Origin of the sequence: Acerihabitans arboris (assembly GCF_010131535.1) — a bacterium.
GTDB classification, from domain to species: Bacteria; Pseudomonadota; Gammaproteobacteria; order Enterobacterales; family Enterobacteriaceae; genus Acerihabitans; species Acerihabitans arboris.
This window is the reverse complement of the sequence record NZ_WUBS01000053.1, coordinates 1-1,206: the sequence shown is the minus strand read 5'-3', so window position 1 is coordinate 1,206 and position 1,206 is coordinate 1. Positions and strand designations below refer to the sequence as shown.

Sequence of the window (1,206 nt, the reverse complement as noted above, 5' to 3'; positions counted from 1 at the left end):
TGTAAACATCCCGATGTTAAAGCCATGCACTTTTTGAGATCATCGGCGAACTTCGGGTTATCCGATACTCTTCCGGCGTCAGGTTTCCCAGTGATTCATGAGGCCGTTCCTGGTTATACTCATCCAGCCATTTTTCAGTAATATCCCGGACCTCCTGCAGTGTCCTGAACAGATAAAAATCCAGCACCTCATTGCGGTAGGTTTTATTGAAGCGTTCGATATAAGCATTCTGTGTCGGCGTGCCAGGTTTAATAAATTCCAGGCTCACATTCCTTTGTTCTGCCCATTCCGCCAGTGCCAAAGAGATAAGCTCTGGCCCATTATCCAGGCGGATCATGGCTGGGTAGCCACGACTTATTCCTACCCTCTCCAAGACTCTTACGATGCGTTGCGCCGGCAGATTAAGATCGATCTCTATGGCCAGTATTTCCCGATTAAAATCATCGACCACATTGAATGTTCTAAAACGACGGCCCCCACTGAGGGCATCGTTCATAAAATCAATCGACCACGTCTGGTTCATCTTTTCAGGCACGAATAACGGTATCGGATAACGTGTAGGTAAACGCTGTTTGCCCTTACGCCTGAAATTCAGCTTCAGCAGGCAATAAATCCGGTGAATACGTTTGTGATTCCATTTATGCCCTTGCCGCCGAAGAACAAAAAATAATTTCCGGAATCCATAACGTGGGTACCGCTCCGCTACCTGCTGTAATGCCGAAATCACCGGCTCATCCCTGGTGGTATCCGGCTTGTAGGCATACGCGGTCCGACTCAGATGTAATGCACGACAAGCCTGACGTATACTCAGGCCGAAATTTTCAGATATGTAATCAACCAGCTCGCGCTTAATAGCTGGTTTTAAAGCTTTTTTTCTATAACATCTTTTAACGCCCGGTTCTCCAGGCTGATATCAGCGAACATCTGCTTCAACCGCCTGTTCTCATCTTCCAGGTCTTTTAATCTCTTAATATCAGACGCTTCCATGCCGCCATATTTCGATTTCCAATTGTAGTACGTCGCCTCGGAAACACCCGCCTCGCGGCAGACGTCTTTCACGGTTCTGCCAGCTTCGACAGCCTTAATAACGGCCAGGATCTGGTGCTCGGTAAAACGGGCTTTGCGCATAGTGATCTCCTCGTTGGCATCTTCATTATGCCGGAAGATCTCTAAAAGTAACTGGCTCTGTTATACGGGATACTTACA

Annotated in this window: 1 protein-coding gene; it reads right to left on the bottom strand. The window is 47.5% G+C overall.

Annotated elements, in window-relative coordinates:
• Nucleotides 1-16: 16 nt before the first annotated feature.
• A protein-coding gene (locus GRH90_RS25850; protein ID WP_162368813.1) for an IS3 family transposase occupies nucleotides 17-1,128 on the bottom strand; the annotation gives its coding sequence in 2 pieces (ribosomal slippage) (nucleotides 17-867 and nucleotides 867-1,128; 1,113 coding nt in all).
• Between the last annotated feature and the right edge of the window lie 78 nt (nucleotides 1,129-1,206).